This is a genomic window from Empedobacter sedimenti (genome assembly GCF_030005555.1).
In the GTDB taxonomy this organism is placed as follows: Bacteria; Bacteroidota; Bacteroidia; order Flavobacteriales; family Weeksellaceae; genus Empedobacter; species Empedobacter sedimenti.
The window spans coordinates 156201-162649 of the sequence record NZ_JASCQG010000008.1; the positions used below are offsets into that span (position 1 = coordinate 156201).

Genomic DNA, 6449 nt, shown 5'->3' on the forward strand with positions numbered 1-6449 from the left:
TCGTAAATCTAAATTCGTCATTCTAATTTCTAACTTCGATCTATTCATAATCCAGTACCCAAACCAAGTAATAATCTTCAATCATTTTGTAGAAAGCATGATATTTTCGAGACTTCACATCATCCGAAATCCAACAAATAAATTGCTTATTCTCTATTAATTCAAATTCTTCTGCACGATAATGATTCAAAAAATTCCAAAGGTTTCCTCCATTCAATTTGTACAAACCTTCTTTCATTCCCCAAATCACATGCAGATATTCGGTTTCATTTTCTTGAGGAATCCAAGCCAACTCATCTGGACGTGCAAATTTATGTTTGATATTCAGAATTTTTCTTGGACGAGATAGCTCAATATCAATCCCGATATTGAACGAACTTACACCAACTGAGACCAATCCATACGAATGAGTGATAGAAATTTCTTTGTTTGTAGGCAAATAAGGCTTTCCATTTTCGGTATAATTTACATCATAATTTAAGCCTAATTCTTTTAGACAGGCTCTTAATCCAAGATATTCGCGCGCTTGTTTAGGACGTAGATTATTGTATTTCTCTAACCTATATTCTTCCAACTGAAGATACTCTAGTAATTCTTCGTTCGTTTCAGTCACATTCCACGTTACAATCTTAGTTTGATTATGATTGTTAATATAATCGATAACAGGCATTTTTAAAATCGAAATTTGTTTGTAAATTTGTTGCTTATAAACTTTAATTAAAAAGTTAGTTAAATATATCAATTGATGGATACAAAAACGCAATACATTCCATACAAAGTTAAAGATATTTCTTTAGCAGAGTGGGGAAGAAAGGAAATTACGTTGGCTGAGGCTGAAATGCCTGGGTTAATGGCTATCCGTGAAGAGTATAAAGCTGCTCAACCTTTGAAAGGTTCTCGCATTGCAGGTTGTCTACACATGACAATCCAAACTGCAGTACTTATCGAAACGTTGGTTGCTTTAGGAGCTGATGTTACATGGTCTTCATGTAATATTTTCTCTACACAAGATCATGCTGCTGCTGCAATTGCTGCTGCTGGGATTCCTGTGTATGCTTGGAAAGGGATGAATGAAGAAGAATTCGATTGGTGTATCGAGCAAACATTATTCTTCGGAGAAGATCGCAAACCATTAAATCTTATTTTAGATGATGGTGGAGATTTAACGAATATGGTGATTGATCGTTACCCAGAATTAGTTGCTGAGATCAAAGGATTATCAGAAGAAACAACTACTGGAGTACACCGTCTTTACGAAAGAATGGAGAAAGGTACATTGCCTATGCCTGCAATCAACGTAAACGATTCTGTAACAAAATCTAAATTCGATAACAAATACGGATGTCGTGAGTCTGCTGTTGATGCGATTCGTCGTGGAACAGATTTAATGATCGCTGGTAAACGTGTTGTAGTTTGTGGTTTTGGTGATGTTGGTAAAGGTACTGCAGAATCTTTCCGTGGCGCTGGAGCAATTGTTACAGTAACAGAAATCGATCCTATTTGTGCTTTACAAGCTGCAATGGAAGGTTACGAAGTAAAAAAATTAGATACAGTTGTTGCAAACGCTGATATCATTATTACAACTACTGGTAACTTTGGAATTGTACGTGCAGAGCACTTCGAGAAAATGAAAGACAAAGTTGTTGTTTGTAACATTGGACACTTCGATAACGAAATCGATATGGCTTGGTTAAACTCAACTTACGGAAACACAAAAGAAGAAATTAAACCTCAAGTTGACAAATACAACATCAACGGAAATGATATCATCATTTTAGCTGAAGGTCGTTTAGTAAACTTAGGTATTGCAACAGGTCACCCATCTTTTGTAATGTCAAATTCATTCTCTAACCAAACTTTAGCTCAAATCGAATTATGGACTAATTCATCTGCTTACGAAAATAAAGTGTACACTTTACCTAAGCGTTTAGATGAAAAAGTTGCTGAATTACATTTAGCTAAATTAGGAGTAGAATTAGAAGTTTTATCTCAAAAACAAGCAGAATACATTGGTGTAGCGGTTGAAGGACCATTTAAACCAGAATATTATAGATACTAATTAATTTTAATTTAGAATTTATTTGAAAAAATAACACACTTAACTAGTTGCCCTCGCCCTGAACAAGCGAGGGCTTTTATATTTTATTATTTTTTATTATTTTTACAATAAATTTAACATGAAAATTGACAGCTACTTATTTATTACTATAATATATTTTGTAATATTTATTTCTGGGTATTTTTTAAGTAAAATTGTTAATTTTCAATCCGAAACTAATAGATTTGAAAGTATTGATGGATTTAGAGGATTACTTGCCACAGGGGTATTTATTCATCATTCTATAGTTTGGTATAATTATATTCAATTTGAAAAATGGGAAATACCTAATAATTATTTAGGAATTCATTTAGGAGAAAGTTCTGTTGCTTTCTTCTTTATGATAACAAGTTTCTTATTTACAAATAAACTTTTAAATTCAAAAAAACAGGATCTTCAATTTTGGAAGAAAATATTATTTTCTAGAATATTTCGCTTGGTTCCACTTTATTTTTTAATCATTACTTTTTGTATTTTATTTGTATTAACAATTGACAAGTTTATTCTTAACTCTAGTTTCTATGTATTTTTTATTAAATGTTTAAAATGGTATTCATTTACAATTTTAGGCTATACAGAAATCAGTACAAATATTAGTATCGGCAGAATGCTTTCTGGAGTAACATGGTCATTACCATATGAATGGTTATTTTATTTTTCTTTGCCTCTTATAGGTTTAATTTTAAGAAAAAATAAAAATATTTTTGCAATTACAATTTCTATATTATTTATACTTTTCTATTTAAAGATTAATCAAATTAGATTAACACATCTTATATCATTTTTAGGAGGAATGATACCTGCATTCATACTATATTTTAAACCTAATATTAATTTAAATAAGAATATTTATTCTTTTATTGCTGTATTTTGTATAATAATTTCTTTTAGCTATAATACAAGTAATGATAATTATTTTTCTAAATTATATTTAGTAGTCACATTTACACTTATAGCACTCAAAACCGATATATTTGGAATATTAAAAACTAATTATTTAAAATATATTGGAGAAATCTCTTACAGTACGTACTTAATACATGGTATTTTATTGTTTAGTACATTTTATTTCATTGGATTTAAAAACATAAAAACCTTAAATACTTATACTTATACAATAATTGTATCTGTTATTTCTATTTTATTAATCTTTACATCTACAATTACGTTCTATTATATAGAGAAACCATTCATGAAATTGTATTACAAACATTTTAAATAATTGCTTAAACAAGCGAGGTTTTTTTTTGTACAAATAAGCGCAAAAAAAAATCATAACAAGAGAACTCGTTATGATTTTAGTATTCTAAATATTTTCTGCTTAATTCAAACAAATGAATTAATATTTTAATCGGAACTTTATATAGGTAATCTTTTTACCTTCTTCCAAAAACATCGATTCGTAATACGTTTGTACTTCCGTTACAATTGCAGGAATGTCGGAATGATCTGGATGATAAACATCGTGCGTAGAACGAATTACTTCGTGTCCTTCGATATGAATAACGCCGTGTGTATAACCATGTAAAAACTCCGAATCTGTTTTTAGATTAACCGTACCTTCTGGTTTCAAGATTGTATTATAACGTCTCAAAAATTCAGGATCGGTTAAACGATGTTTTGTTCTACGAAATTTAATTTGCGGATCTGGAAAAGTAATCCAAATTTCACTAATCTCGTTTTCTGCAAAAAGATTATCAATTATTTCTATTTGTGTTCTTAGAAAACCTGCATTATCAATTCCTTCATCTAAACAAGTTTTTGCACCTATCCAAAATCTTGAACCTTTAATATCTACTCCGATAAAATTTCGATCTTTATCACGACGAGCCATAGCAACAGTATATTCACCTTTTCCACAACCTAACTCTAATACAATTGGATTATCATTCTTGAAAAAATCCTTATTCCAATTTCCTTTTAGTGCAAAATTATTAATAGCCTCGTCGCGTGTTGGTTGAACAACATTCTGAAAAGTTTTATTTTCGTTAAATCTTCTGATTTTATCTTTTCCCATTTCGGATTTTATTTTGCGCGAAATTACGAGATTTTGATTAATCTAAAAAACTGCTTTAAAAACACATAAATTTCTACAAATAGTAATTATGTAAAAAGGTTTGTTATTTTTGTACTGAAAAATAAAAATTAGAAAAATGGATTTTATCAAACAATTTCATAGCGGTTGGGCTTATTTAGTAATTTTAATGGGAGTTATTTTTGTGATTTCTACCTTAATTTACGCTATTTCTAAAAAAGATACAAATGCAACAATCAAGAAAATTGGTTTATTTACAACAATTGCATTTCACGTACAAATGTTGGTTGGTTTAGTATATTATATCATGAAATTCTCTGCAATGGAGCCTTCAAATATTATGTCTGATTCTGGTTTACGTTTAACTTACGTAGAACACCCAATGATGATGATTGCTGGTATCGTTTTTATGACAATTGCTAATGCTAAATTAAAGCGTTCTACAACAGTACCTATGAGTGTTGTTATTTTTGGATTAGTTGGATTAGTTTGTGTATTAAGCAGAATTCCTTACAACGTTTGGTTAGGATAATTACACAAAAAGTAAATAATCGAAAAGAGTATTAATAATTTGATACTCTTTTATTTTCTACACCTCTACATAATTTTTTAGACCTAAATCCGTTAGTTCTAAAATAAATCATAAATTCTTTTAAGTTTTTATTAATCTTTGGCACTTCATTTGAATTGCTCTTATAAAATAATCGAGATGAAATACTTTAAATATTTATTTTCTTTGCTTGCCGTTTTTGTTACATTAACTGTAGGCGCTCAAGATTTTCATACTGCAAATATAAAAGTTGATTATGAACAAGAAACAGGTACGTTAAATATAACGGCTCGTATCTTCACTAATCAATTAGAGAAAGCTGTTGGTGCAGATGTAGGAAATAAATCTAATTTTGAGAACAAACTAAAAGCTTACGTTAGCAATAATCTTGATCTTAAGGTTAATGGAAAATCTTTAGGAACTTCTTATTATGGATACCAAGTAAACGATAAGTCTACGCGAGTTTTCTTTAAGTTTGATAAAATTTCTGATATAAGCTCTCTAGAATTAAGAGTTGGTTTATTAAATGATGTTTTTAGCGATCAACAAAATATCGTAAATGTAGATATTAAAGATACACGCAAAACATATCCTTTAACAAGTAAAAACGAAGTAATTAAAATTACTTTCTAAATAATAAAATAATAAAAAAGACCTTCTGGTGAGAAGGTCTTTTTTTATGTCTAAAAATTATCTCGTACAAGACGCAATAACTTTTCGTTTTCATTTCGAATTAAACTCAAACTTTTTGTCGAATTATTATTCATTAAACTAAAAATTAAGGTCTGTCCAGATTTTGTTTTTATATATCCACTCAACGTTACATTATTATTTAGTGTCCCCGTTTTAGCAAAAATATAAGGTGTAGCCGAATCTCTATACCTATTTTTTATGGTTCCTGTTTTACCACCAACCGGGAAAATAGAATGCAATCGTTCTTCAGGAAATTCGTTGTACATTTTCTCCAAAACCTGCACAAAACTTTGCGGCGTAAACAAGTTATAACGCGAAAGCCCAGAACCATCAAACCATTCGGGTTGTTGTTTCAAGCTTTTCAAAAAACTTTTTTTTGCATAATCAATCACTTGAGTCGAACTCAACTTCCCATTCATTGTGCTTGATGCTAATATCAATAAATGTTCTGCCAAAAAATTATCACTATTCTCCATCATTTCACGGTAAACATCATCCGATTTTTGACTATAGAATATTTTCGGATTAGTAACCATTGGCGTTTTTATCATATCAACAGGTTTACCTAAAATTTCTGACAATGATTTTTCTATCACCGTTTCATTCACAATAAACGGAACTTTCTCTGACCTTTTTTGTTGATTGATGTAGAAATTATTGTTGTAAAAATCTCGTGGCTCTATCATTTCTTTAATTTGAGTAAATTGCTCAAAATAAGTAGGGAAAGTTTTGACTGAAGATCCTGTTTTCGAAATTGAAACCATGTTTTCATTTATCGGAAATTGACTACGTTCGGGTGAATAATCTTTTCTAAAGTCGTCCCAAGTCCAACCTGGTAGAAAAGATTCTTCATCAAAATTATTCCAATGAAAAACGATTTTTGTTCCATTATTCTTCAAGAAATCTACAGCGCGATTGTTCTTGTATTTTGGATGTAGAAAAGTAGGGTCACTGTAATCTTCCCCTTGTTAGGAACATTTAAAAGTATAGTTTTTATTTAATATTATTGTATTATTATTTTGATTAATTTGAAATGTAGGAAAATCATTAGGATTTTTGACCTTACCATATTT

Annotated in this window: 7 protein-coding genes; 4 read left to right on the forward strand and 3 right to left on the reverse strand. The window is 29.8% G+C overall.

The genetic code is table 11. From position 1 onward, the window contains the following. Nucleotides 1-40 precede the first annotated feature (40 nt). Entirely contained in the window at nt 41-670 is a 630-nt protein-coding gene (locus QHG34_RS09430) for a 4'-phosphopantetheinyl transferase family protein (protein ID WP_282629924.1), read from the reverse strand. 75 nt (nt 671-745) lie between these two features. On the opposite strand from QHG34_RS09430, the gene ahcY reads away from it, so the two are divergent. Beyond that, a complete protein-coding gene (ahcY, locus tag QHG34_RS09435) occupies nt 746-2059 on the forward strand; it encodes an adenosylhomocysteinase (protein ID WP_282629925.1) in 1314 nt (437 codons plus the stop codon). Nucleotides 2060-2177: 118 nt separating this feature from the next. Next, nucleotides 2178-3320 carry an acyltransferase family protein gene (locus tag QHG34_RS09440; protein ID WP_282629926.1) on the forward strand — a complete coding sequence of 381 codons (1143 nt, stop codon included), beginning with the start codon at nt 2178-2180 and terminating at the stop codon, nt 3318-3320. A 117-nt stretch (nt 3321-3437) separates the two neighbouring features. On the opposite strand, the gene trmB is transcribed toward QHG34_RS09440, so the two are convergent. After that, nucleotides 3438-4115, reverse strand: a complete 678-nt coding sequence (gene trmB / locus QHG34_RS09445) for a tRNA (guanosine(46)-N7)-methyltransferase TrmB (RefSeq protein WP_282629927.1) — start codon at nt 4113-4115, stop codon at nt 3438-3440. A gap of 136 nt (nt 4116-4251) precedes the next feature. Here trmB and QHG34_RS09450 point away from each other — a divergent pair, with 136 nt between their 5' ends. Continuing rightward, on the forward strand, nt 4252-4665 hold the full coding sequence (locus tag QHG34_RS09450; RefSeq protein ID WP_282629928.1) for a hypothetical protein: 414 nt from the start codon (nt 4252-4254) through the stop codon (nt 4663-4665). A gap of 177 nt (nt 4666-4842) precedes the next feature. Further along, nucleotides 4843-5316 (forward strand): DUF6702 family protein, encoded by a 474-nt coding sequence (locus QHG34_RS09455; protein ID WP_282629929.1) that lies wholly within the window; start codon nt 4843-4845, stop codon nt 5314-5316. A 50-nt stretch (nt 5317-5366) separates the two neighbouring features. On the opposite strand, the gene QHG34_RS09460 is transcribed toward QHG34_RS09455, so the two are convergent. Continuing rightward, nucleotides 5367-6275, reverse strand: a complete 909-nt coding sequence (locus tag QHG34_RS09460) for a D-alanyl-D-alanine carboxypeptidase (protein WP_282629930.1) — start codon at nt 6273-6275, stop codon at nt 5367-5369. Nucleotides 6276-6449 lie beyond the last annotated feature (174 nt).